The organism is Cellvibrio sp. GW822-FHT04B05, from assembly GCF_058800985.1.
In genome coordinates, this window is sequence record NZ_JBXAMU010000001.1 from 151949 (window position 1) to 177133 (window position 25185).

Annotated in this window: 19 protein-coding genes; 10 read left to right on the plus strand and 9 right to left on the minus strand. The window is 47.1% G+C overall.

Annotated elements, in window-relative coordinates; genetic code table 11:
• Window positions 1-38: 38 nt before the first annotated feature.
• The 5 genes from AC1RJL_RS00685 to AC1RJL_RS00705 all read left to right on the plus strand — a co-directional run bounded on the left by AC1RJL_RS00685 (window position 39) and on the right by AC1RJL_RS00705 (window position 7001).
• Entirely contained in the window at window positions 39-1523 is a 1485-nt protein-coding gene (locus AC1RJL_RS00685) for a xylulokinase (protein ID WP_492910814.1), read from the plus strand.
• 65 nt (window positions 1524-1588) lie between these two features.
• Window positions 1589-2920, plus strand: coding sequence for a xylose isomerase (gene xylA / locus AC1RJL_RS00690; protein ID WP_492910815.1), 1332 nt, complete (start codon window positions 1589-1591; stop codon window positions 2918-2920).
• A gap of 195 nt (window positions 2921-3115) precedes the next feature.
• Window positions 3116-4777, plus strand: a complete 1662-nt coding sequence (locus tag AC1RJL_RS00695) for a S41 family peptidase (protein ID WP_492910816.1) — start codon at window positions 3116-3118, stop codon at window positions 4775-4777.
• A gap of 90 nt (window positions 4778-4867) precedes the next feature.
• Complete coding sequence (locus tag AC1RJL_RS00700; protein WP_492910817.1) at window positions 4868-5635, plus strand: arylamine N-acetyltransferase family protein; 768 nt, start codon at window positions 4868-4870, stop codon at window positions 5633-5635.
• Window positions 5636-5741: 106 nt separating this feature from the next.
• Entirely contained in the window at window positions 5742-7001 is a 1260-nt protein-coding gene (locus tag AC1RJL_RS00705) for an MFS transporter (RefSeq protein ID WP_492910818.1), read from the plus strand.
• 153 nt (window positions 7002-7154) lie between these two features.
• Here the strand turns inward: AC1RJL_RS00705 and AC1RJL_RS00710 are convergent, their stop codons facing one another.
• The 5 genes from AC1RJL_RS00710 to AC1RJL_RS00730 all read right to left on the minus strand — a co-directional run bounded on the left by AC1RJL_RS00710 (window position 7155) and on the right by AC1RJL_RS00730 (window position 16597).
• On the minus strand, window positions 7155-8873 hold the full coding sequence (locus AC1RJL_RS00710; RefSeq protein WP_492910819.1) for a hypothetical protein: 1719 nt from the start codon (window positions 8871-8873) through the stop codon (window positions 7155-7157).
• A gap of 329 nt (window positions 8874-9202) precedes the next feature.
• Window positions 9203-11065, minus strand: coding sequence for a TonB-dependent receptor plug domain-containing protein (locus AC1RJL_RS00715; protein WP_492910820.1), 1863 nt, complete (start codon window positions 11063-11065; stop codon window positions 9203-9205).
• A 210-nt stretch (window positions 11066-11275) separates the two neighbouring features.
• A complete protein-coding gene (locus tag AC1RJL_RS00720) occupies window positions 11276-14557 on the minus strand; it encodes a DUF7133 domain-containing protein (protein WP_492910821.1) in 3282 nt (1093 codons plus the stop codon).
• A gap of 106 nt (window positions 14558-14663) precedes the next feature.
• A complete protein-coding gene (locus AC1RJL_RS00725) occupies window positions 14664-15443 on the minus strand; it encodes a 3-keto-disaccharide hydrolase (RefSeq protein WP_492910822.1) in 780 nt (259 codons plus the stop codon).
• A 404-nt stretch (window positions 15444-15847) separates the two neighbouring features.
• Window positions 15848-16597 (minus strand): murein L,D-transpeptidase catalytic domain family protein, encoded by a 750-nt coding sequence (locus AC1RJL_RS00730; RefSeq protein WP_492910823.1) that lies wholly within the window; start codon window positions 16595-16597, stop codon window positions 15848-15850.
• Window positions 16598-16810: 213 nt separating this feature from the next.
• Between AC1RJL_RS00730 and AC1RJL_RS00735 the strand changes: the two genes are divergently transcribed.
• The 3 genes from AC1RJL_RS00735 to AC1RJL_RS00745 all read left to right on the plus strand — a co-directional run bounded on the left by AC1RJL_RS00735 (window position 16811) and on the right by AC1RJL_RS00745 (window position 21800).
• Window positions 16811-18679, plus strand: a complete 1869-nt coding sequence (locus AC1RJL_RS00735) for a L,D-transpeptidase family protein (protein WP_492910824.1) — start codon at window positions 16811-16813, stop codon at window positions 18677-18679.
• Window positions 18680-18856: 177 nt separating this feature from the next.
• Window positions 18857-21055, plus strand: a complete 2199-nt coding sequence (locus AC1RJL_RS00740) for a hypothetical protein (protein WP_492910825.1) — start codon at window positions 18857-18859, stop codon at window positions 21053-21055.
• Window positions 21056-21173: 118 nt separating this feature from the next.
• Window positions 21174-21800 (plus strand): nucleotidyltransferase family protein, encoded by a 627-nt coding sequence (locus AC1RJL_RS00745; RefSeq protein ID WP_492910826.1) that lies wholly within the window; start codon window positions 21174-21176, stop codon window positions 21798-21800.
• A gap of 143 nt (window positions 21801-21943) precedes the next feature.
• Here AC1RJL_RS00745 and AC1RJL_RS00750 read toward each other — a convergent pair whose 3' ends face one another.
• The 4 genes from AC1RJL_RS00750 to AC1RJL_RS00765 form a co-directional block, all read right to left on the minus strand.
• A complete protein-coding gene (locus AC1RJL_RS00750) occupies window positions 21944-22459 on the minus strand; it encodes a GyrI-like domain-containing protein (RefSeq protein WP_492910827.1) in 516 nt (171 codons plus the stop codon).
• Window positions 22434-22817, minus strand: a complete 384-nt coding sequence (locus tag AC1RJL_RS00755; protein ID WP_492910828.1) for a YciI family protein — start codon at window positions 22815-22817, stop codon at window positions 22434-22436. The genes AC1RJL_RS00750 and AC1RJL_RS00755 overlap by 26 nt, the downstream gene beginning before the upstream one ends.
• A gap of 63 nt (window positions 22818-22880) precedes the next feature.
• Window positions 22881-23288 carry a VOC family protein gene (locus tag AC1RJL_RS00760; RefSeq protein ID WP_492910829.1) on the minus strand — a complete coding sequence of 136 codons (408 nt, stop codon included), beginning with the start codon at window positions 23286-23288 and terminating at the stop codon, window positions 22881-22883.
• Window positions 23289-23329: 41 nt separating this feature from the next.
• Window positions 23330-23695: a DUF1428 domain-containing protein gene (locus tag AC1RJL_RS00765; RefSeq protein WP_492910830.1), complete on the minus strand. Its 366-nt coding sequence runs from the start codon at window positions 23693-23695 to the stop codon at window positions 23330-23332.
• Between the two features lie 249 nt (window positions 23696-23944).
• Here AC1RJL_RS00765 and AC1RJL_RS00770 point away from each other — a divergent pair, with 249 nt between their 5' ends.
• Entirely contained in the window at window positions 23945-24427 is a 483-nt protein-coding gene (locus AC1RJL_RS00770) for a GFA family protein (RefSeq protein WP_492910831.1), read from the plus strand.
• A gap of 55 nt (window positions 24428-24482) precedes the next feature.
• Entirely contained in the window at window positions 24483-25181 is a 699-nt protein-coding gene (locus AC1RJL_RS00775; protein WP_492910832.1) for a polysaccharide deacetylase family protein, read from the plus strand.
• The last annotated feature ends 4 nt before the right edge of the window (window positions 25182-25185 follow it).

Sequence of the window (25185 nt, forward strand, 5' to 3'; positions counted from 1 at the left end):
TGGTTGGACGCATTAATTCTCTTAATTAGCGAGCCTCTATGTTGTTTCTCGGTATTGATATCGGTAGTTCTTCGGTCAAATTATCGGTGTTGGATGGTCACACAGGTAAAAGTCTGGGCGCGCTTTCTTATCCTGATTCAGAACTGGTTATTGATAGTCCCGCTGTCGGCTTTGCCGAGCAACATCCGGATACCTGGTGGGAATGCGTGCGTCAGGGGTTCTCCCGCCTGGTTGCACGCGGCAGTTTTGATCCCCAAAAAATTGATGCGATTGGTATTTCTTACCAAATGCACGGCTTGGTCGTCGTCGATCAAGACCAACAGGTTTTACGCCCGTCCATTATTTGGTGCGATAGCCGCGCAGTGCCGCTCGGCAATAAAGCATTGACCGATCTCGGCCATGATTATTGTTTTGGCCATTTACTAAATTCGCCGGGTAATTTCACCGCGGCTAAATTGCGTTGGGTGCAAGAAAACCAGCCAGAGCTGTTTGGGCGCATCTACAAAATTATGTTGCCCGGTGATTTTATTGCGATGAAATTATCCGGCGTAATCAACACCACTGCTTCCGGTTTGTCGGAAGGCACGCTGTGGGATTTTAAAGAAAACCGCATTGCTACTGAATTGTTAGCGCATTGGGGAATTGATGCCGCAATTATTCCTGATGTGGTGCCGAGCTTTGGTGTGCAGTCGCACGTGAGTGCGAGCGTAGCCGCTGAATTAGGTTTGCGTGAAGGTGTAAAAATTTGCTATCGCGCCGGTGATCAACCCAACAATGCATTTAGTTTAAATGTATTGGAGCCGGGCGAAGTCGCGGCGACAGCGGGTACCTCCGGCGTGATCTACGGGGTGACTGATCAACCTGCCGCCGATATTGCATCGCGTGTAAATACTTTCCTCCATGTCACCAATACCGAAGAGAAAAAACGCAATGGCGTTTTGGTCTGTGTAAATGGATGCGGTCGTTTGTACTCATGGTTGCGCCAGACCATTAGTGCTGCTGGTACTACTCCCTCCTATCCAAAATTAAATGAGCTGGCGCAGGCGATTCCAGTAGGCAGTGAAGGCTTATTGTTCCATCCCTTCGGTAATGGTGCTGAGCGTATTTTCCAAAATAAAAATTTGGGCGCGCAATTGCGCAACCTCGATTTTAACCGTCATGGCTTGGGTCATATGGTGCGCGCTGCACAGGAGGGGATAGTGTTTTCGCTTAACCAGGGATTTGATGTATTGAAATCCCTTGGCGGCAGTTGCGAAGTTGTGCGTGCAGGTAAAGGCAATATGTTTTTGAGTGATGTGTTTGCGCAAACCTTTGCCAACACCACACAAGCAGCAGTTGAAATGTTTGAAACCGATGGTGCCGAAGGTGCAGCTCGCGCTGCGGCATTAGGTAGCGGTTATTACGCATCGGCGAAGGAAGCATTTACCGGATTGACGCGTTTGAATGTAGTTGAACCGCAACCGCAATTATTTGCAGGGTACCAGGATGCTTATCAAGCGTGGTCTGCATTGTTGCCCAAATAAACAGTGTTCCAATAAATGGTAAGCGTACTTAATTTATTTTAGTGAAAAACCTTAAGGTGAAAATTATGAGCGTTGTTCTCGGCAGTAAAGAATATTTCCCCGGCGTTGGCAAAATCGGTTACGAAGGCGCTGATTCTGACAATCCTTTAGCGTTTAAATATTACGATGAAAATCGCGTGGTTGCTGGCAAAACGATGAAAGAGCATTTCAAGTTTGCCACCTGTTACTGGCACAGCTTTTGTGGCGCTGGTCACGATCCTTTTGGTCCAGGCACCAAAGTATTTCCATGGTCCTCAACTGCTGATGCGGTTGCGCGCGCGCACGAAAAAATGGATGCAGCGTTTGAGTTTATTACCAAGCTCGGTACTCCTTATTACTGCTTCCACGATATCGATTTGATCGACGAAGGTGCAACCCGTGCGGAAACGTCCAAGCGTTTGCAAACCATCGTTGAATACGCCAAGCAAAAACAAGCAGAATCCGGCGTTAAATTGTTGTGGGGTACTGCAAACCTGTTCTCTAATCCACGTTATATGAACGGGGCTTCTACGAATCCGGATTTCAACGTGGTTGCCTACGCCGGTGCGCAATTGAAAGATGCGCTGGATGCAACTATCGCCTTGGGTGGTGAGAACTATGTATTCTGGGGCGGCCGCGAAGGTTACATGAGCTTGCTCAACACTGATATGAAACGTGAGCAAGAACACATGGCGCGCTTCCTGACGATGGCTCGTGATTATGCGCGCGCGCAGGGCTTTAAAGGTTCTTTCTTCATTGAGCCGAAACCAATGGAACCGTCAAAGCATCAATACGATTTCGATGCTGAAACGGTAATTGGTTTCTTGCGTCATCATGGTTTGGATAAGGATTTCAAATTGAATCTGGAGACCAACCACGCCACTCTCGCTGGCCACACCATGTGCCACGACATGCAAGCAGCAGCAAACGCTGGTATGTTGGGCAGCCTCGATGCTAACCGCGGCGATTACCAAAATGCCTGGGACACTGACCAGTTCCCTTACAATATCAACGAAACGGTTGAGATGATGTTGGTATTGTTACGCAGCGGTGGTTTGCAAGGTGGCGGCGTGAACTTTGATGCAAAAGCGCGTCGTAACTCTCCTGACTTTATCGATCTGTTCTATGGCCATATCGGCGGTATGGATACTTTTGCCCGCGCATTGATTATCGCCGACAGCCTGTTGCAACAATCCCCGCTGGAAGGTATGCGCAAAGAGCGTTACTCATCATTTGATTCGGGTAATGGTGCTGCATACGAGCAAGGCAAATTGACTCTGCAACAGTTGGCTGATTTGGGTAACAAAGGTGGCGAGATTACCTTGCAAAGCGGTAGACAAGAACTGTACGAAAATGTGATCAACCGTTACATCCGTTAATCCCGGTAGTTGAATTGGCAACTTGGATTAACCGGTTGTTCTAGCAAAGCCTTAGCCGCTAAACATCGACTCATTACTGACGAAATGCGTAGCGGCTTTTTTATGGGCGGTAGTTTTATCAAAGGTTTTCTTTTATCCTGCGCCTTCCCGTCGGCGGATCACGCCCGGCTTTATAGGATATTAAGGAAATTTCACGTGAAAGACTCATCAATCCCCCTGATTTTAACCATCCCTGCCACCGCTTGTGTTGCTTTTCGTCTTGCGCAAAAACTAAAAAAGGCAGCGCTGCTGAGTGCTCTGGTTACTTTGACCGCGTGCGGCGGTGGCGCAAATGATAGTGATGGCGGCGATAATAATAATTCTGGTGGTAATCCATTTACGAGTAGCGGTGGATGGACAGCCGGTGTTTATAAGGATGCTGGCCAGTATGCCAACCGCTGCGTAAATCCACGCAAAGGTACTGATCCATTTACTGGTTATGCCTATCCGGACGGTAAGGGCAGTTACCGCGACGAAAATAATTTTTTGCGCTCCTGGAGCAACGACACTTACCTTTGGTACAAAGAAATTGTTGATGTAAATCCGGCCAATTATAAAGACACGCTGGAGTACTTTGATTTGCTCAAAACAATGGCGATTACTGCATCCGGCACACCGAAAGACCAATTTCATTTCACCTATAGCTCGGAGGAGTGGGATCGTTTATCCAAATCGGGCATCACTTATGGCTACGGCTTGGAGTTAAGCTGGATTTCATCCGTACCGCCACGGGAATTAATTGTCGCCTACACCCAACCGGATTCACCTGCCGCCATGGCATCGATAAAGCGTGGTGCAAAACTGTTAAAGGTGGATGGTGTGGATTTGGTGAATAACAATACTGAGGCAGGTATTAATAAATTAAACGAAGGTCTCTTTCCATCAGTAACTGGTCAAGCACATACGTTTACGATTGAAGAGTCGGGCGTGGTGCGTGACGTGGTGTTGCAATCTGCCAGCGTTACCGGTGTGCCGGTACAAAATGTCAAAACAATTGATACTCCAACCGGCAAGGTTGGTTACCTCACCTTTAATGATCACATTGCACCTGCCGAGCAAGGATTGATTGATGCGATAAATCAATTGGATGCTGCCGGTATTAATGATCTGGTATTGGATCTGCGCTACAACGGCGGTGGCTATCTCGCTATTGCCAGTCAGCTTGCTTATATGATTGCAGGCTATTCGCCGACGGTGGGGAAAACATTTGAAGAATTACAATTTAATGACAAGCATCCAACCCGTGATCCCGTTACAGGGCAAGTGCTTGTGCCTGAGCCTTTCTACTCTACCTCGTTGGGCTTTTCGGTGAGCCAGGGGCAAGCATTGCCAACATTGGATTTAAATCGGGTGTATGTACTGACCAGTAGGGACACTTGTTCAGCCAGTGAAGCCTTGATGAATGGGTTGCGTGGTGTGGGAATCCAGGTAATTCAAATTGGGCGTACTACCTGCGGTAAACCTTACGGTTTTTATCCTGAGCCCAATTGCGGCACTACTTATTTCACCGTGCAATTCCGCGGTGTGAATGCGAAAAATTTTGGTGATTACAGCGATGGTTTTTCGCCCGCCACAGTTGATGATAGTAAGGCCCGCGTGTTGGGTTGTGCTGTCGCGGACGATTTCACCCGTGCCTTGGGTGACCCTGCGGAATCACGCTTGGCTGCAGCACTTTATCATCGTGCCAATAATCGCTGCCCCGTAGGAGCATCGTCAGTAGGTATGATGCAAAAAACCGCATTGCCATTAAAAGAAGTCGATGGCCAGATTATTAAAACCCGGGCGTTGCAGAATAAATTAATGCATATTTCCCGTTAGTGAACGTAATTGTTAGATAAAGCCCCGTTTGATCGGGGCTTTTTTATTTTTATCAGATTTTCGCAAGCACCGTCGTCAGGAGAGAACAACATGCAGGCAACAAATTTTGTATTAGGTGATTATCTCGCGCGGATTGGTTTTACCGGTGATGTCGATAAGAGTCTGGATGTGTTGGTGAAATTAATGCGGGCGCAACTGCAATCGATACCGTTTGAAAATCTCGATGTACAGGCCGGAAAAATTGTATCGCTGGTGCCGGAAGATATTGTCAATAAAATTGTCTACTCCGGTCGTGGCGGTTACTGTTATGAAGTGAATGGTCTGTTTGCCATGGCGCTGACCGCAATCGGTTTCGAGTTCGACATTATCGGTGCGCGGCCGATGTTTTATCCTCATCGCCGCCCGAAAAGCCACATGGTATTAGTGGTAAAAATGGGTGATGAGCGTTGGTTATGTGATACCGGTTTCGGCAGCTTCGGTTTACGCGCCCCGCTTGGCTTGCACCAATTGGGTGAAATCATTCAGCAGGATAATGAAATCTTCAGGCTCGATAAAAATGAGCGTGATGAATTTGTATTGCAAGCACGGGTTAAAGGTGAGTGGGCAAATCAATTTGGCTTTGATGTGTATCCCATGGAAATGATTGATTTTTCGCTAGCCAATTACTACAACTCAACTCATCCGGATGCAGTTTTCGTACAGCGTTATTTGATAATGCAGCAGCGGCCGGACGGGCGCACTTTGTTGTCAGGTAACCAGTTGAAGCAACTGCGTGGTAGTGAAGAGGTGATCACAGAAGTGGAGGCGAGTGAGCTGGATGATGTTTTATGGCAGGAGTTTCACCTGCATCGCCTTTAATGCCGCAATGGCAGGTAAGTAGATGACGTGTAGCAGGGAGGGCTACCTGTGGCAGTAAAGTCTTTGTACAATGCGGCTCCTTTTGTTCACAATAAAGATAAATACCATGAACACCACCAGCATTGCGGCGCCTGCGGCGACCCAAAAAATCCTTAACACTACCGTTATCGTCGCCGCCCTCGGTTATTTTGTGGATGTCTATGACCTTATTTTGTTTCTGGTAATCGGCAAACAAAGTATCGCGGACATCAATCCCCAATGGGCCGACCAGCCTGCAATTATTCTGCAGCAGTTCCAGCACCTGCTCGACATCCAAATGTTAGGCATGTTGATTGGCGGTATCGCCTGGGGAATTATCGGCGATAAAAAAGGCCGCCTCGCGGTACTGTTCGGCAGCATCATTCTTTACTCGCTTGCCAATCTCGCCAATGCCTTTGTGACTGATATGCAAACCTATGCGGTGCTGCGTTTTATCGCGGGTTTTGGGCTCGCCGGCGAATTGGGTGCAGGTATTTGTCTTGTGGCAGAGTTGATGGATAAAAACCGACGCGGGATTGGCACTATGATTGTGGCCTCCGTTGGTGTGGCAGGGGCAATCGCTGCTGCCTTGGTAGCGGAATTTACCAGCTGGCAAAACTCTTACATTATTGGCGGTGTGCTTGGTCTTGGATTGCTGGTATTACGTATTGGCACTTATGAAAGTGCGATGTTTAAAAAAGCCCACGCGCCGGATATTCGCCAAGGCAATTTCTTTATGATGTTCGCCACGCGCGAGCGTTTTTTGCGTTTCCTCAAAACAATCTTGCTCGGATTACCGGTTTGGTTCGTGATCGGTTTATTGGTGGCGCGTGCTCCCGAGATTGCGAAAACACTCAATGTGAATGGCAGCATCGCGCAAAATTTGTGTATTTTGCTCGCGTATTCCGGTTTGGTTATTGGTGACCTTACCTCGGGTACTGCCAGCCAGTTAATGCGCAGCCGCAAGAAAGCCTTCGGATTATTTTACGCAATATGCACGCTGATGATTTTTGTCTACCTGAATTTGAATAATGTCAGCAGTACGATGTTTTACACAGCGATATTCCTGCTCGGTTTCTCAGTCGGATTTTGGGCGCTGTTTGTGACCAATGCATCCGAACAATTTGGTATTAATTTGCGTGCGACCTCTGCGATCAGTGTGCCGAATTTTGCACGCGGTTCACTGGTGCCAATTGCCTGGGTTTATAGTCTTGTCGTTGCGGCAAACAATGGCGATATTATCACCAGCTTTATGTGGGTAGGCGCGGGCATTATGGCGATTACTTTTATCACTTTATATTTTGTGCGTGAAACCTTTGCGACTGATCTGGACTTTTACGAGAAGTAATAGTCTCTGTTCATTTTTTAGATATTGTCTTGGTAAAAAGCGATTGTCAGCATGGACAATCGCTTTTTTTATGGAAGGCTAAATCGTAAGTACAGGAACAATAATACAGTAGCAATAGCTGAATTATATCCCTGTCAGAATGCGCGTTAGCGGTTAATTAAAATGTTCAATTTTGAAATGCTTAACAATCAGTTCCGCATAACCGTCATTAACATTATTGCTTAAAAGCGCAAAATTAAATTTCGCTACCTTGGTTAAATCCAATGCGGTTAGTCCGCCTTTAAAATCACTAAGCGGAATTCGAACGGTGGTGAATGTGGCCGCTGCCGGCAAGGTTATTTGATTATGTGTACCACCGTGAACGGCATATTGGCGCAGTTGCAAGTTCACGCTTTGATTGGATTGATAGGTGATATCGATAAAACCGGAACCGGTTAAATTCACTTGTGCCGCCTCACCGGTCTGATCAAACCCATTGATTGGAAATGACATTTCACCCCACGGATTTACATTCATGCGTACTCTTACTACAGGAGTACCATCCAATAAAATCAATGGGTCGGCTCCTGATGCGGGAATAAGTTGAACAGTGCCGGTATCGCGGCCGGTTTTAAAGGAACGGAAACCATCAATGGAAAGTGGTATAGGATTTAGTTGACAACCGCTACCGGAGAAATTTCCCGAGGCGCCGTTACTGGTTTCTGACCAGGTGCCGCTCAGTGTTCCGGAATCTATACTCAGCAGCCCCTGGATTTGAATTCCCTTTGCTGTAATTGCAGTCAGTTTTGTGCCGATCAAGGTTCCGCTGAGGGACTCTTCTGTGTTGGCTTTTACATCGTAGTGCGTGCCGGTAACTTTATTCGCTTGGTCGATATCGAATGCAAAAAATCCGGATTCTGTTCCTGTATAACCGGCGGTGAATCGATACACTGCATTGATTGCTCCTGTCAATCGTGAAGCTGCAAATGTACCGCTATCGGTATTTTTTTGCCAAGTGCCAGTTATATTGTTTAACGAAGTAAATTCACCGGTGTAGGTGTTGGTGTTATTGCCAGTTGAAAACGACACCTGGTGGTTGTGTTTGATAGCAGTAATATTGGTTAAGTCAACTATTGAATTGCTTGCATCGTCATACAAAAATCCTGACACATTCCCATTTAATGCATCAACAATAAAACCCGGGTGGCTATTGCCGTTTGATGTTCCCTTATAGGCGCCTGAGTAACTGCACAAGTGTGTCAATTCCATATGTGCTTTTGCTACTGAAGCATCAGGAAGAATATGGGAACCACCATCGGCAGCAGTAGCTGCCATCATGATGCTGGTAACATTGGTAGGAAAATTAGCAGAAGTAAAATCAATTTGTGCCCAATTGCTTGCCGCTGTTTGTACTGCGGAAGAAATTTGAATGCCGTTGCGTGTGTAACCATCGGCATCCAGCATTAATAGCAGGCGCACTAGATTTTGTACTGCTATATCATCCGAACTACCATTAGCAATCAAGTCGATGGGAGTAATCAGCTCCTTGCCCTGTGTTGTGCCAAGCGTTATTGCTCCGATCGAAAAAGTAATGGTTGTACCTTGCTCGTAAGTAAATGCACCACTGGCATTAGTTACTCCGGATTGGTTGCCGGAAATAAAATGAAGGCCGTTTACGTTGTTATCTTTAAATTGTCCTTGCAGGATAACAACAGCAGCTTTGCTTGAGCTACCATTTGAGCTGATGCTGGAGCCGGAACTTACAATGGAGGACGAGCTTAAAGCCGCACTTGATGTTGTCGGAGTGGGGGTATTGGTCGAACCGCTCCCGCTTCCACCGCATGCAGTGAGCAAACAGGATGTAAATAATATTAATGCACCTTTGTTATACATTTTTCTGCCTCTTGGGATTAAAAATAAATTGATTCGCTAGAAATTAATTGAGCGAATCCAACGCAAACAAATGAATGTTTCAGCGGTTGCCTAGAGGGGGTTTTGATGTAGAAGGGTGTGAGAAGATACTGAACTCTCGAATGAGCCCCATTAATGAGGCTTTCTTATTTTTTGCTGGCGGGATCTTGCGCGAGATTATCGGGATAGTCAACAGAGATACAGGGCCATTGCCAGGTTTTGATTCTTGCGTCACTTGATGGCCTGCTCTACAAGGCTAACCCAAAACGCCCAAGTCAGGCTTGGGCGTTTTTTATGACGGAGATAAACGTTTAGAAATTGAGTTTCACATTTACTTTCGCACTGGTGCCTGCGGCAGGGAAACCAATATCAGTGTAGTAATTTTCATCGGCCAGATTTTCTACTGATAAACCTATCTGGGTAAGTTGATTGATTTGCCACTGCACGCTGGCATCAAGGCGATTGTAAGCATCAAGCACTTGCTCATCATCCACGCCCGCATAGCGGGTAACAGCAAAACGATCATCCACATGCAAGTAATTCACATTGAATTTCCATTGGTCATTCAGCGCGTAATGGATTGAGGTTCCGTAGGTAAGTTGCGGGCGACCGAGCAAGTGGTTATCAGACGACATCATGTCGATATCGGTATAGCTGGCATGTGCACGCAGACTGAGGTTTTGTAGCACTTGCCAATTGAATTCCGATTCAACACCGCTGGTTTCCACGCGGGAGCGGTTAACGTTTCTGAATGTTTCGGAATCAAAATCGATCAGGTTGCGATAGTGATGATCGAAATAACTGGCGCGTGCGCTGAATGCGTTTTGATTAAATTCAACACCGGCATCGCGTGTGGTTACAGTTTCAGGTTGCAAATCGGGATTGCCAACCAGTGGATGGCCCAAGGCAAAAAAGCTGGGCAATTTAAAACCTTCGCCCCAATTGGCGAATAAAGTCCAGTTGTCATTCACTGTAAATTTGGTGCCGATTTGGCCGCTGTCATTAGCATCAAAACCTTCGGCATCATCGCGACGGATACTGGCTTGCACTAACCATGCTTCAGTGGCATAAGCGTTCAAATTGATAAAGGCGCTATCGACCTGGCGATCCAGTGCAAAATTAATGGGATACACATCTGGTGAGAATAAATATCCTTCGCTGGTGCCATCTTCTTTCTTGGTTTCTACACCAATGTTCGCCCAGAATTTTTGCTGATCGCCCAAGGTATTGATCCAGCTGAATTGAGTGCGAGTAAAATCAACTATCGAGCCGTTAGGTGGCACTGCATCGAAAGGGAGTATGCCGGGAGATATAAGATCTTCATCGCGTTGATACCAGCTTGCACTCACTTTGCTTTGCCAAATGTTGTTCACTTGCGACACCCAGCTCAATGCTGCGCTTTGGTCTTTATAATCGCTGATATCGAGGTCGCGACCGACAGCGAATTCGGGCCCACCACTTTGCTCGGGGAAGCTGGTGCGCTCGCCATCCAGATAACGATAATTAAAATTCAGCGAATTGTTATCGAGTTGCCAATTCAAGCGACTGGTGAATTCGGTATTTTTTGCGGTGCTGCCGGGAACCGGTTCACCGGCATCTTTGGTTTGGATGCCGAACGCGTAACCGATGTCACTCACTTTTCCTGTCGCGCTTACACCCATGCTGGCGTAGTCGTCAGTACCAACGCTGGCATTCACAGTAACTGTTGATTTACCCGGTGGTTGGGTAATGATATGAATCACACCCGCGAGTGCATCGGAGCCATAAACTGCTGATTGCGCACCGCGAATAATTTCAATGCGCTCAATGGATTCGATATTAATTGCATTTAAGTCGAATGCTCCACCGCGTGTGTTTGTCGGGTCATTCAATTGAACACCGTCAAGCAATACCAAGGTGTGGTTTGCTTCAGCACCGCGCAATGCGATGGAGGTAATGCCGCCGGGGCCACCTTGCTCTTCTACCCATACGCTTGGCACTTGACGGAGTGCATCAACAACATTGTTGCTGCTGAGTTGGAGTAATTCTTCTTTATTGATTACCGATACTGAGGAAGAAAGTTGTTCATTGGTAACCGGGTTGTAGCTGCCGGTCACGATTAATTCTTCAGTAGCGGCGAAAGTAGATGCGGTAATTACAGCGAGGAATAGCGGAGCAAAGCGAAAGTTTTTCATTGCGGGCCTTGAATCGTGGTTGACTTGGTTTGTTTAATTACATGGTATTGTTTTGTCAGTCATTAGCTCCGGGGCGCGCAGCCTGAGACACGCCGTGAATACGTCCCTCTAGGCTCGGGCACAGCATCCATGCTGCACGGTCTCAGGCTGCGCGCCCCGGAGCTAATGATGGAATCCATTTCAATCGCACTTGGTAATGCGATGGTTTTTTTATTTTGCTGCTGGGAATTTATAAAGCGTGTAATACGCATCCATTTTTTCCGCTGCATTTTTTTCAAACACTGTTTGGGTTGTTAACTGTGCGTGATAAACACGGGCAGTCTGCTGTGGATGGACCTGCTTTTGTACCAACGACGACAAATCCACATTCACTGTTTTGCGATCAGCACTGATCGATACTGATTTGATCGATTCTTGCGTTACGTCCAGCTCATCCGAACCGTAATCCGGCGCGTCGCGGTAAACCCAGGATTCCAACCTTACCAGCGATCTTAATGCATCCGCACTGACTTTACTGTCGATTGGCTGGGTGAATTCGATTGCAAAACCGGTTGGTGTCGCGAGCATTTGGGTAATGGCGGGTGAAATAGTTTTTCCATCCCACATAATGCGCTGCAAACTTGCGACATGGCCACCTTTGGCTTGCCAGCCGCGCCCGGTTTGCCCAAGCAGCAAACTGCCGTCTTTTAAAAACAGCGGACGCATAACGCCCGATTCGAGGCCATCAACAAACGGCATTACACTGCCCTGCTCAACGCCATCAACAGTTTGGAATGCGATGCGCAACAAGTTTGATTGGGTTTGGTCGCCCATCAACATTTGTCCTGCAAAAGCACCGAATTTTCCTTTGGTGGTATCCCACGCCGGATTACCCGGTGAGTTGGCAACGCGGTTATGCGGCAGCAGGATAATGGCGTTGGTACGTGTGTTCTGTACTTTATCCCACGTAATTTCCGGTGAGTCGGCGGTCATGCCCGGTAAATCGACCAGCGCGGATGGGTGGCCAAAGAACGCATCTTTTTTGATATCGAAAATTTTTGAAGTTCCCATATATTCACCCTGGTTATCGGAATACCAGAGGCGACCATCGGGCGCTGTTCCCAAGCCGGCAGGGCTGCGTAAACCATTCGCCCAAAGTTCGAATTTTCCGTTAGGTTCGACGCGAATATTCCATCCGGCTAAACCACCTTGTGTGCCCATGTATTTACCGCCGGCTTTGTAGGTGGAACCGTCGCCGCCATCGGCGAGGTTAATGCTGATGTAATAAGCCCCATCACTGCCACGAACAGGGCCGTGCATGTAGGAGTGGTAGTTGCCGTGATAGGAGTGGGCATCGAACAAGGTTTCGTAACTATCGGCAATGCCATCACCGTTGGTGTCGCGAATGCGTGTGAGTTCGGCTTTTTGTCCGGCGATAACGGCGAGGCCTTTTTTGTCTTCAACCAATACGCCAAGGCTGTCAAAAGTACCTTCGGCAAATAAATACCATTGGCCTTTCACTATGCGCCAGATTCCCGCTGTGCGGGTGGCGACAACGGTAGTGTTGTCCTGGGTTAATGCCAAGCCCAGTGCTTCAAATAATTGCTCGCGGCCAAAATTATCTTTGGGTGGATAATAACTTTCGATGCTGTAACCCGCGGGCAAATCCGCTTTGGATTCGGTAATTCTGATGGGTTGTTTGCGGTAATCAAATTCCGATTTTTTCGCATGCCAGACATTGGCCGCCACTTGCATTTTTGCTGTGAGTGTTGCGGTTTTGCTGCCGGCAGGTAAAGTCCATTGGCTATTACTGATTTCACCTTTGTTAGTTGCTGCGTTTTGCAGGAGTTGTGTATTGAGTGAAAATTGTTGGGCAATTTTTATATCGCCATTCACAGTGATTTTTACATCACCGTTGGCAGCAATTGACGTCTGGACTTTCAGGGTATTTTTACCAACGCGATAATTAAAGGTCGGCAGTTCATTTTTTTGCCTGGAATTGCGCGTGTAACCTAAAAATTGCGCATCCATCGCCGCAACGCGGGGCAGGTGATCTTCTTTGCTGTTGAGCGATGCAGTGATGGTTTCCACATCGCCGAATTGCGCATCTTTAAACGAGAAGTCGATTATCTTGCCTTGCGCGTTTAATGGTGCGAATAAGAATTCCTGGCTGCCAAAATTAATTTCGCGGCTCTCGTAACCCATCTTTAAACCTTTGCCGCCGCGATTGGTAAATTCGCCGGTCATATCTAAAAAGCCGCCTTGCCAAATTTTGGTAATGGCAAGTAAGCGTGGATCAAATGAATAGTTAACGCCCCAGGGTGACCCTACATGAATTGCCCGACCGGAAACGCCGGCCATCGGGCCGCGTTGGATGCGCACTTCATCGTCAACCAATAATTGCAAACGGTCAGCAATCGGATCGTATTCTTCTGCGCCGGTTTGGGCGAGCAATTTAATGGTAGGACCTTGGTCGCGCAGGTCGTTCAGGGTTGCAAGGTAATCGCCGATTGCGTCGATCTGCAAATCACTTAATACCTGCACTGAAAACGCCGGCATGATGGGCAGGAATGCTTCACCTTTTTTAGCGCCGCTTTCAGCAATCGCTAATTGATCGGTGGCGGAGCGAATACTGCGGTGCAAGTATTGGCGATCCGCTTTAATGGTGAAGCGATGACCTTCGCCCCCTTCTACAATTTCGCGGTCGCGCGGTTCGCGTTTAAACAAACCGAACAGGTTTGGACCGGTGCTTACACCCGGATCGTTTTTAATTGTCGAGTGACATGCATTACAGCCGACAGACTCAAATGTTTCTTTTCCGAGCGCAACAAAATCCACTAACTCTTTTTCATTGGTAATTTCGCCAGAGGTTTTCGGCATGGTGATTAATGAGAAATCTGCCGGTGCAATAGTGAAATTACGCAACGCAAGCTGTCCCTTCTTTACCAAAAAGCTGGTGGCACCGGCAGGATTTTCCCACGCGATGTTGGCGTTCTCGCTCATTGCGGGGCGGATATCATTCACCAACACGGTTTCGCCGTTAATGCGCACTTCCACAATCAATGCAGCATCAACTTTGGCACTGGCTTCGTTATAACGCGGCGCACGGAAGGTTGCGCGCAAGTGTTGCCATTCGTTGTTGATATTCTTCAGGTCTATCGCATAGCGGCCTTGCAAATACAATTTTGCATCACTGCCTTCAGGAACGAGAAATTCCGTCTCGAGCACCGAATCGCCAAGATGTTCATTCGCGTTCAAATGCTCGGTACTGCCCTTGGCGCTGAGCACGAGAATATTGCCGTCTTTAGCGGGAGTTATTTGCAATGTATTGCCGATTGCACTTACTTTGCTGGCGTTAACCCAGGCACTGTCCGCTTTAAAATAATCGGCAGGATTTTGTGCGTAGAGAGATGCGCTGCAAACAAATAATGAGCCCAACAATATAGTTGCGGGAACAGTCGCGGAGCGCAGTGCCGTTTTTGAAAGCAATATAAAGTTTTTCAGGAGAGACATAATCTATACCTGTGATCTAATTAAAAAAGCGCCGCAGTGAACCACTGCGGCGCGAACAAAGACAGTAAAAGCGATAAGCTGAACTGCCAGCGGATAGGGCGGAAAATTAGAGTTTGCGTACCCAGATATTGCGGAAGTTCATGGCATTGCCATGGTCTTGCAAGCGGAGTGGAGCACAGCCGTGCGCTTTGTAAACCGGCTTGCCAATCCACTCAGTTGCGCCCTGGATTTCAACGTGGTTTTGTACCAGCACGCCATTGTGTAACACGGTGACAAAACCGGGTGAGGTAAGTTTTTCGTTATCAAATTTCGGTGCTTTAAAAATAATATCGTAGGTTTGCCATTCGCCTGGTGCACGCGATGCATTTACCAGTGGAATAGATTGTTTGTAAACCGAACCTGCTTGTCCGTTGGGATAGGTTTTGTTGTTGTAGGAGTCCAGTATTTGGATCTCGTAGCGCTCCTGGAAAAACACACCGCTGTTATTGCGCGCCTGGCTCTCTAGCAATTTGCCATTTTCGTCGGTAATCAGGGTTGGGGTTTTCCATTCGACGTGCAGTTGCACATCACAAAATGATTCTTTGGTTTTGATGTCGCCAGTTTTGGGTACAACAGTCAGAGTGTTATCAGCAACTTTCCACTTTGCCATGCCGCCTTCGGCACCTTGCCATTGATTGAGATTTTTACCATCAAACAGCACAGTTGCATCTGAAGGAATGCCATTCGCCGGTACGCTGATAACCGGTGGAACGGGTTCCCATACTTCAGTTTCCTGGGCGAGTTCCCAAGGTTCTTTTTTCGCGGCAGCCATTAACGGGACTGATATTGCGCAGAGCATGAGTGTGGTTGTGGCTAACAAGGGAGTGAATGCGTGGAGCTCTTTCATAGTGTTTGACCTGGGCATTTTTATAATTGGGTTGGAATTGTCAGGCTAGCTTTTGATTTGCATCCTAAGCTTGGCAGATTTTTTAAACAGCTCTTTTGCCGTATATGAATCACCGGCAGCAGTGGCTGCTACTCTAGATGAAAACGGTTACATATGGGGCTGTTCGAATGTTTAAAACTGTAAAAGTCATATAAACTATTAGCGTATTTATACTATTTGTTGTGATATGTCGCGATGCTATTTACACAGCTTGATAAATTGATAGCAAGCTGGCGGTTTTTTTAACAAAGCTTTACTGATGGTCGCTATTTAAGAAGGGGATACTGCACCGGGGGGATTAATCGCGAAAGTCAGTGTCGGGATAAAAATCGCTCACGCAGCAAGCCGCATGAGCGATTCGCGCATCAGTTTTTGGCCCAGCGCTGGCTGCTTGGACAATTCAAAAACCTGGAGCTGGTCAGCCACTTTTTGTCTGGATAATAAGAGAAGAGAAACTGTTCGCCTTTGATGGTATCAATGACCTTCTTGGCAATACCCAGGCGAACGGCCGGGCAACCCCAGCTGCGACCGAGACGACCGGTTTTGCTGGCCATTTTTGAATCGACATAGGGGGCACCGTGAAATACGATTGCGCGCTCCATTGCTTTGTCGTTGAAACCGCTCTCCAGGCCGTCCATTCGCAGCGAGTAGCCATTGGAGCCGTTATAGGTATCTTTGGTGCGGAAAAGCCCGAGGCTGGTTTGCAAGCTTCCGTAAGTATTGGAAAAATTTCGTGCAAAATTTTCACCGGTATTCTTGCCGTGAGCGACTAATTCGTTAAAAAGCAGCTTGCCGGTGACCAAATCGAAGACCCATAAGCGCGGAACGGTAGACGCGAGAGAATAATCGATTACCGTTAAATTACGTGCCGGAGAGATGCCCTGATGCATCGCACAATCCAGCGCAGACAGCGCCAGGCCAATAACCTTGGGGTTTGCCGCAGGGGCAGCTTTGCTTAATTTGTTCAGCAAGGTCAAAGGCGATTGCTCGTTGCTAAACGGCGACGGCGTTAAGAAGGGATTGCTTGCTTCCGCTTGTCCGGCAGTGGCATGAAAAGTGAATAAAAGACTGATGCAGGCCGAAAAAGACACGGCCCTAAAGGTTTTGTACAACATGGATATTCCCGGAGTTCTGGGGCGATAAAAGTTGCAGCGGCCTTGCTGTTTCTGGTTATGTTTTAACCACTAAAGTGCGATACCGAACGAATCCTAGCATCTGAAAATCGATGCAGCAAACATTAATGATCAAAAAAACAGCAAATTTTTAATTTTTTTTTGCTACCTTTGATAATAAGCACGTTTTACTTAAGTGCGCAGGAGCATGCGTTTATGCAGTTGTTTCGGTTGTTGAAGTTCCCCGTTAACGCGGGTCGCTGGTTTACCAGTATTGTGTTGTTAATGGTGTGTGGCGCGAGTATCCCTATCTGGGCCGCCAATATTGGCCAATCTGCACCACTCTCTCCACAAGAATTAATCGTGCAAGAGATCGAGGCGCGGGTAGCGACTATGCGGCTTGCGCAGGAATCTGCCCGCAATAGTTCGCGGGATCTCAGTCAAGCGGTTAGCGCTTTTTATACCCAGCGACAATTCCGCCCGGTGTGGAATCAACCCGGTCGATTGGAAGAGTTGATCGCGGCGCTCGGTTCGCTTATAGAGGATGGCCTTAGTCCTGAGGACTACCAGATTGCCCTGCTAAGCCAGGCACCGCCGCTGGCTGATGATAACTCTCCCGACTCTATTGCCCGCCATGCTGATGTGGACATTCGCGCTACCAATGCTTATTTACGCGCGCTCTACCATCTTTTTAATGGCAAGGTTGACCCGGCCGGTATCGATCCACAATGGAATTTTGAACTGGAAGATCTCACCCTGACCGGCGCAGGTGTCTATGTTGCCGGTGGTGTTGATCTCACCCCGGTTGCCGAGATCTTCGCCAAAATCCGTCCGCAGCATCCGATCTACAACAGTCTGCGCGAAGGTCTCAAACGCTACCGGGTAATTGCCGCCCAAGGTGGCTGGCCAGCCTTGCCTGCAGGCCCATCACTCAAACCCTGTATGGTTGATCCGCAAGTGGCGATTTTGCGCCAGCGCCTGAGTGTGACCGGCGAATATGTCGCTCCTATATTACCTGCGGCCGAAGGCCAGCAGGGTTTGTTGCCAGCGCAGAAATGTCTTGGGGCTGATACCAAATTTATGGCGGCCAGTAGCGCGAGCTCAGTACCCTCAGCGACAGATATGTTTGTTGCTGATGTGATGACACCTGAAGGCAGTAGCTCGTCCGACACTCCAGCAGAATCAATTGTTGAGATTGGTATCAACCCGGATAACGTCTTCGATGAATATCTGGTGGAGGCGGTTAAGAAGTTCCAGCGCGATCAATATCTGGAAGTGGATGGTGCCATAGGTCCAGCCACACGCGCCGCGTTGAATGTGTCAGTGCAATCGCGCGTTGACCAAATCCGCGTGAACCTGGATCGCGCCCGTTGGTTATTGCATAACATTCCAGCGGAAATGTTGCTGGTTGATGTGGCGGGGTTCAAGGTAACGTATTTCAAGGCGCACCAACCGATCTGGCGTTCGCGCGTGCAAGTAGGCATGGCGTATCGAACCACACCGATTTTTAAATCCGAAGTGAATTACATCACCCTCAATCCTACCTGGACGGTGCCACCCACCATTTTGCGCAAGGATGTCCTGCCCAAAGTGCGTAAAGACATCAATTACCTGCGCGACCATAACATTCGCGTGTTGGATAGCAGTGGCCAGGAGCTGAATCCCGCCAATGTCGATTGGAACCGGCCGGGTAATGTCACCTTGCGCCAGGATGCAGGCGATGATGCCGCGCTGGGTAAAGCGGTGATTCGCTTCCCCAATCCTTATGCGGTGTACCTGCATGATACGCCGCATCAAAAACTGTTCGACAAAAGCCAGCGCGCGTTTAGTTCAGGTTGTATCCGGGTTGAGCGTGCATTGGAATTGGTTGAGCTGCTGTTATCAGAAACTCCCAATTGGGATTCAGAGGCAATTGACCAGGCGTTGGCGAATGGTAAAACGCGCAATGTAACCCTGGCGAAACGCGTACCTATATTGCTCGCCTATTGGACAGTTGATGCAATCAGTGAGACACAAATTGCCTTCAAACCGGATATCTACGCACGCGATGCCAAAGTGCTGGCAGCACTTAACAAGCGGAGTTAGGGTACAAAGTAAGTACCGGAACGATCCAAAATCGTTATTTTTAAAGACTTATTGGGCGGCAACGGCATGCAAGTTTGTATTTATGCCAAGTCGCGACTAGCGTTAATAGGATTTAGACCATAAGCCGCGCAGGCTTTCCTACTAATAACACTGTCGCTCAATAAGGATTTATCCAAAATGGCCACCAAAAAGACCTCTCGCCCCACTGAAGCACAGGACCAGGATGATCTGATTACGCTGGATGCTCCTCCAGCGGCGGAGGTCATTAACCTGCTTACCCCGGCGCAAAGCGCCAGTTATATGTATTTTACCGAGCGCGACCTGGACAAGATTCTTTACAATCTGGATACCCTGCGCAGCAGTGTCTATCCGCATATCACCAATGACCAGGATACCAACAACCAGAAACAGCCGCAGTTTCCGTCGGTTTGCCTGATTGGTTTGGGACGTTGCGGTTCCAATATTGCGTTGGATGTCGCATCGCTGGTTTATAACGCGCGCAACTTTTATCTCAATGAATTTAACAGCGAAGAGAAAGAAGTGCGCGAGCAGGATAAGCCGATGCGTTGGATCAAGCGCAGCCTGCATTTAAAAGGCGGCCATCACCTCAAGCCGGTGTTTTTAATTGAGCCGCTGGTGATGCTCGGCGATCTTGATAAAGATATCGAAGGCCGAATTCGTTTCTCGCACAAAGGCGAGCGCTCCGGTTTCCTCAAGGATTACACCAAAATGAAAATCATGGACCTGTCCGAAGTCCATGCGGGTGGTTCCGGTAACGCGCCGATTCTTGGCCAATATCTCGCTAAAATTATTCTCAATAAAGATACGCAGCGTTTTTCCAATCCCGATTGGAAATTTGTCCATTCGTATTTAATCGATTCCTGCGGAATCAAAGCCAACCAATCGCGGTTGTATTTTTATATTTTCAGTGCCGGTGGCGGCACCGGTTCCGGTATGGCGAGTGAATTTGGCCTGGCCCAGCAATATGCTTACATGAGCAAAACATTTGATGTGCGCTCGGAAGCTGCAAACGCTGAAAATCGCGGTCATTCATTTGTGTTCGAGCCTATTTTCACCAGCGGCATTTGCATCCTGCCGAATATTTCCGATCACGGTGTAGAAATGTCAGAGGCGCTGCATATCAATGCCGGTCGCTTGCTGTGTAAATATTTATCGGAAGAGTGGGATTTTTCCTACAACTTTGATAACGAAGATAGCAGCGAAGCCAGCGTGATGCATCGCATTCGCCCATGGAATGCGATGATGTTGATCTCTAACGACATTATGCGCTACGCCGAGGCAACGGATGACGGCAATATTCCGCACATCGATGTGAATGCCATGGAGAAATACGCTAATCAATATATTTCCCAGCAAATTTTTAATATCCTCACCGCGCAAGCGGTGACTACCGATTACGATGAAAATTATTTCCGGCGCGCCGGTATCGATATCGGCGAAACGATTCGCCTCGACGCCAACGATTTGTTTATGAGTTTGGCGGGTCCTGTTGCCGTCGCCTATGCAGAGTCGGTCATTCCGAATGCAACACCACCACAAGGTGTAGATAAATTACGTGGTATTGACCCTAAAAAGAGCAGTGAATTAAATATCGATGATTTGTTCTATCGCTCCATTGATCTGCCGCACTTCAATAAAGTCACCCAGGCGATTGAAGGTATCAGCTTGCTGCCGATTGAGTCGGAGCGTTATCGTGAATCCTTGGCGCGCTATTTACAAAAGGGCTATGACGCTGAAGAGTTGAAGAATCTGCATTTCTTTAAAAATTGTTCATCAATTGTATCGATCATTTCTCTGCCGAAAGATTACAAACTGTCCTACATGGATTTGAATAAACTCAAATCGCATTTGAATTCATTGTTCCCAAATACCACGCTCAAACGTTATGCGTTAGTCATTGGTGCCTCGGCGAATATTTCATTGACCACCCTTATTGTAAAAAGCCCATGCTTGAGCGACGATTTCCTAACCTTGATCGTGGCCTTCATTAAACGTTGTTTTGCCAAAGACCCTTATCGTTTCGATGAGCAGCTTGATGCCGCTATGTTGGAGTTTATTCGCTCCGATGAGTTTGATGAGAAGCTGGTGGATAAAATGCTCAATGAGTATGAAAACCCCGCCAAAATTCTCGATACCAATTGGTATGCAATCAAACCCATGTACGAGAAAAAGTATCGCGAGTTGATTAACGATGCAGAAAAATTCTGCTCAATCAACGATATCCGCCTGTCGCGTGACAGTGTGAAAAAGGCAATTAAATACCTGCGCGAGATATATCGCCATAAAATCAGCAAGACTCGTATTGTTTCACTTAACACAACTCCTGCACTAACGTTGGATAAACCCACATCATAACAGCGTAGTGATTTGCCGGAACAAAAAACGGAGAGGAATGCCTCTCCGTTTTTTTATTGTAAACTGTACCTTACTTTACTATCGTATTGCCCGTCCCCTCAATATCAGGCCAATCATCATGCATTTAACTGATCCTGTGTTAGCGCAGATTGTCGATTATCTTATTGCCAACTATGGTGCACACACTATTTTGTTGTATGGCTCGCGTGCGGATGGTTCTGCAACACCGGATAGCGATTATGATGTTGCCGCATTCGCGCCGATAAATGATGAAATTCGGAACAATCAATTAATTGAAAATGCTTTTTGGGATGTATTTGTCTACCCGGAGGTACTTTTAGCATCGCCGACAAAAGAATATTTAAAATTGAGAGATAGCCAAATTATTGTTCAGGCTTCAGCGAAAACGGAAGCATTTTTGACAGGATTGAAAAGTATTTATGAGGCGGGTCCTGCGGTACTCACGGCAGAGGAAATAGAGGTGCGCTCGCAATGGGCAGGAAAAATGCTGGCGCGTATACAGCGCAATGATATCGAAGGTAATTATAGAGGCGTCTGGCTACTCACAGCATTGCTGGAGGATTACTTCGAGCTTCGGCAGCTATGGTATCAAGGTCCAAAAAAATCATTTATCTGGATGAAAGAAAAAGCACCAAATGATTTTCATATCTTTGAGCGAGCGTTAAATCCCGCTGCAAAACATAACGATATAGAAAGTTTGGTTGCTTGTGTGTTTGATATTTAATGTCACGACGTTGTGAGTAGAGGAATGATATAGTTTCATATATGAATATGATGCTTTCCACGGATATGCGGAGTGGGAATTTTGATATGCTCTTTGATATAGCAATGAAATAAAAAAGGAGACCAAGTAGTCTCCTCTTTTATTTATCGGCCGCTAACAGGCAGCCAAATTTCAATATCACCTTCGCCGGTGTGCGGATTAAATCGTTCGCCGTAGCGTTCAAAAAAATGCAGCGAATATTCTTGTGGAGCGGAATGTTGATAACCTGATTGCGGCAGCCATTGATCGAATGCAAAGTCAATGGTGTTCCGAATAAACTGCACCGAACCTTTGTGCTCAAATACGGCATAGGTTTGCGACGGAATAATGAATGGGCTGAATTTCCCGGGCAGCCCGGTAAAGTCCCACACTGAACAGGCGGCCATGTAGTAATATTCACATTCATCCAGGCGAATACATAAACCATAATCGGCCGGGCCAACACGTTGTGGGATTTCGTCCCAACAGGCAACAAAGCGTTGCCATAATTGCGGGATTTTTTCTGCCGCTTGCTCATCTACAGGTTCACGTAATCCGGCCACTAATAATGGGCCGGCTTGTTCGATGCGCGGTGAGGAAAAATTGCTGGTTATATCAGGCAAAATGTTGGAGTCGCTCATCTTTTGTTGAATCCAATTCGCGGATCGGACGAATTTCAATGGTGCCCATGCGCGCTGGCGGTATCTTGCTGGCGAGTTGTATGGCTTCATTTAAATCGCGTGCATCCAGTAAATAAAATCCGGCCAATTGCTCTTTGGTTTCAGCAAACGGGCCATCGGTAATCAGTGGTTTGCCATCGCGAATGCGCAAGCTGGTAGCGGTGGTTGAAGGATGCAATGCATTGCCGCCAATCATTTTTCCGCTGTCACGCAGGTGTTGGCCGCAGGCTTCGCATTCGCTATTCAGTGCTTTCCACTCATTGGAGGTCATATTGTTGATGATATTTTCATCGTAATAAACCATGCATAAATATTTCATCGTGCTCCTCGCTAATTGTGGATAATAAAGTCTGTGTTTGCGCGGGCTTATTATTGCAAAGATTTATGTCTGGATGTGAGAGGGTTCCATAAACATAATCTCCCAGTGATGGCCGTCCAGGTCCTCAAAGCCGTGGTAATACATAAAGCCATAATCAAGCGGCTCGGTGGGCCAGGCTTTGCCGCCAGCAGCTACAGCTCTGCTAATGGTCTCATCAACTTTTGCACGGCTTTCGCACGACAGGCAAACAATAACTTCCTTGGTTGCGTGGCCATTGGCAATTTCTTTTGAGGTAAATGTTTTAAATTTTGGCTCAGTTACCAGCATGGAATAAATCGTATCGCTAATAACCATGCAGGCCGCATTTTCATCAGTAAATTGCGGGTTGAATGTGTAACCCAGTTGCGTAAAAAATGTTTTGGATTTTTCCAGGTCTTTTACCGGAAAATTAACAAATACTTGGGTTGGCATGATCTTATCCTTTGTCAATGTTATAAAAGTGTCAACGTGAATTATTCGTAACGCACAATGCTTTTAAAACCACCATAAGCCATACGCTTGAAGTCAAACGGCGGATTTTCCTTGTTGCACATTTCATTCAGGCGAGGGTCTGCCATCACCAGTGCATTAATGCGGTCACGCTCTTCGCGCGAGGGGTAGATAATCCAGGCGATCACTACGGTTTCATTATCCTTGCAGCCGGCTGACGTGCGGAAAGATGTCATGTCGTGGCACTCAAGGTCCTCGGCAAGGCATTCCCAGTAGGCAATTGCACCGTGCTCTTTCCAAACGGCACCGGATTTGTTTGCCATTTGTTGATATTCGGTAATTTTTTCCGGCGCTATAGGTAGTAAAAAACAGTCAGCATAATGAGTCATTTTGATTCTCCTTCCGGGTTTGTAGTTGGCCAGGTTTTCAGCTAGCCAGGTTTTCAGTTGGATAGATAACTTGTGTTTATCGTTAAATCATTGAAAAGTGAGTAATTTTTCACACAATACAGGCTCCCTCCAGTGAAGTTTTGCCGCTTTTCATAAGTTAGTCGTATAACGAAACTCAAAATCGACAAGATGGAGTAAAATATTTTTCTTTTTTTGATAAGTTCTGTTTGACGCCTGACGAGCTACCCTTTGGATAATGACAGCGGCGCTCCCGGGCAATCTGAGGTGCCTCTTTTTTATTCGCTGGAATCGCTTTATAGTCAGTCGCCACTAATCAGACCACAGCTTTTCCATTTTTATCTTTTATCATTTGCAGGAGCGTATATGAATTATCAAGGTAGCTGCCATTGCGGCAATATTAAATTTGAGGTGGAAGGAAATATTGATAGTGCGTTGTCATGCAATTGTTCCATATGCCAACGCAAGGGAACGCTGTTGTCATTTTTCCCCGCAGGGCAATTTACCTTGTTGGGATCTGGCGAAAATGTGGGCGACTACACGTTTAACAAGCATGTTATCCATCACAAGTTTTGCCAGATTTGTGGCGTGAGTCCTTATGCAGAAGGCACTGATCCGAAGGGCAACCTTACAATAGCGCTCAACATCCGCTGCGTGGAAAATATCGAGCTGGAAAAAATTCCGGTCAATCATTTTAATGGGCGCGATCATTAATCATCATGACACCCGCTCATGGAAATTCAGGTTGGTATTTAATAGGGAATAGCAGTTGAAGAAAATTCTTTTTGCCGTTGTGTGTATGCTGGTGATTGCGGCCCTATTGTTCCAGTTGAGCCGGAGCCGTGACTATCAAGTTTTTGGCACGTTGGTTAACCGGGTGGAAACTGCTGAAAAAGCAGTCGCACTGACGTTTGATGATGGTCCAACCAAAAGGGCAACCGGAAAAATTATCAGCTTGCTTGAGCAGGACGATGTTAAAGCCACTTTCTTTTTAACCGGGCAGGGAATTGAGCAAAATCCAGAGGAGGCGCGGCAACTTCTCGCAGCCGGGCATCAAATTGCAAATCACTCCTACTCGCATCAGCGCATGGCATTTATCCGTTATCAAACTGCAGTCGATGAAATAGAAAAAACCAACCAGTTGATTCGCTCAGTGGGATATGAAGGAGAAATCTATTTCCGTCCACCGTATGGTAAAAAATTATTTGTATTGCCCTGGTATTTGCAGCAACAAGCGATCACCAGTGTTACCTGGGATGTAGAGCCGGAGACGGATAAAATAATTGCGAACGATAGTGCGGCTATCGCACGACACGTAATCGAACGGGTTAAGCCCGGTTCGATTATTCTATTGCATGTGATGTTTGATTCCCGCCACGCCTCAATGGCAGCTATTCCCCTTATTATTCACGGACTAAAAGACAAGGGTTATACTTTTGTCACTGTCGACGAATTGTTGGATTTGTAATTCG

Excerpts from the sequence above, each read along its gene's own strand:
- AC1RJL_RS00730 (WP_492910823.1), bottom strand. The coding sequence starts at position 16,597 with ATGTTGTACAAAACCTTTAGGGCCGTGTCTTTTTCGGCCTGCATCAGT.
- AC1RJL_RS00725 (WP_492910822.1), bottom strand. The coding sequence starts at position 15,443 with ATGAAAGAGCTCCACGCATTCACTCCCTTGTTAGCCACAACCACACTC.
- AC1RJL_RS00755 (WP_492910828.1), bottom strand. The coding sequence starts at position 22,817 with ATGAAATATTTATGCATGGTTTATTACGATGAAAATATCATCAACAAT.
- AC1RJL_RS00715 (WP_492910820.1), bottom strand. The coding sequence starts at position 11,065 with ATGAAAAACTTTCGCTTTGCTCCGCTATTCCTCGCTGTAATTACCGCA.
- AC1RJL_RS00720 (WP_492910821.1), bottom strand. The coding sequence starts at position 14,557 with ATGTCTCTCCTGAAAAACTTTATATTGCTTTCAAAAACGGCACTGCGC.
- xylA (WP_492910815.1), top strand. The coding sequence starts at position 1,589 with ATGAGCGTTGTTCTCGGCAGTAAAGAATATTTCCCCGGCGTTGGCAAA.
- AC1RJL_RS00745 (WP_492910826.1), top strand. The coding sequence starts at position 21,174 with ATGCATTTAACTGATCCTGTGTTAGCGCAGATTGTCGATTATCTTATT.
- AC1RJL_RS00750 (WP_492910827.1), bottom strand. The coding sequence starts at position 22,459 with ATGAGCGACTCCAACATTTTGCCTGATATAACCAGCAATTTTTCCTCA.
- AC1RJL_RS00760 (WP_492910829.1), bottom strand. The coding sequence starts at position 23,288 with ATGCCAACCCAAGTATTTGTTAATTTTCCGGTAAAAGACCTGGAAAAA.
- AC1RJL_RS00705 (WP_492910818.1), top strand. The coding sequence starts at position 5,742 with ATGAACACCACCAGCATTGCGGCGCCTGCGGCGACCCAAAAAATCCTT.
- AC1RJL_RS00735 (WP_492910824.1), top strand. The coding sequence starts at position 16,811 with ATGCAGTTGTTTCGGTTGTTGAAGTTCCCCGTTAACGCGGGTCGCTGG.
- AC1RJL_RS00700 (WP_492910817.1), top strand. The coding sequence starts at position 4,868 with ATGCAGGCAACAAATTTTGTATTAGGTGATTATCTCGCGCGGATTGGT.
- AC1RJL_RS00765 (WP_492910830.1), bottom strand. The coding sequence starts at position 23,695 with ATGACTCATTATGCTGACTGTTTTTTACTACCTATAGCGCCGGAAAAA.
- AC1RJL_RS00740 (WP_492910825.1), top strand. The coding sequence starts at position 18,857 with ATGGCCACCAAAAAGACCTCTCGCCCCACTGAAGCACAGGACCAGGAT.
- AC1RJL_RS00710 (WP_492910819.1), bottom strand. The coding sequence starts at position 8,873 with ATGTATAACAAAGGTGCATTAATATTATTTACATCCTGTTTGCTCACT.
- AC1RJL_RS00685 (WP_492910814.1), top strand. The coding sequence starts at position 39 with ATGTTGTTTCTCGGTATTGATATCGGTAGTTCTTCGGTCAAATTATCG.